The organism is Cobetia sp. SIMBA_158 (assembly GCF_046566945.1).
GTDB lineage: Bacteria > Pseudomonadota > Gammaproteobacteria > Pseudomonadales > Halomonadaceae > Cobetia > Cobetia amphilecti.
This window is the reverse complement of sequence record NZ_JAWJYL010000551.1, coordinates 1-262: the sequence shown is the minus strand read 5'-3', so window position 1 is coordinate 262 and position 262 is coordinate 1. Positions and strand designations below refer to the sequence as shown.

Here is a 262-nt window from a genome sequence, read left to right as displayed (position 1 = left end):
CCCGCCTGGGCGAGACGCTGTTCGGCACGCGTTTCTCGACGCATCCGGGTGGCAAGGGCGCGAACCAGGCGGTGGCTGCGGCACGTCTGGGCGCCGACGTGACGATGATCGGTTGCGTGGGCGACGACGCGTTCGGCAACGAGTTGAAGGCAACGCTCGCGCGCGAAGGCGTGGACATCCGCCACGTGAGCACCGGCCGCGAGGCCACCGGCATCGCCTCGATCACGGTGTCGGGCGGCGACAACGCGATCATCGTCGTGCC

1 protein-coding gene is annotated in these 262 nt (G+C 70.2%); it reads left to right on the top strand.

Features of this window, described 5'->3' with window-relative positions; all coding sequences use genetic code 11:
- Positions 1 to 262 (top strand): PfkB family carbohydrate kinase (locus tag R2R70_RS21040; RefSeq protein ID WP_410979056.1); only part of this gene is annotated, 262 nt, incomplete at both ends.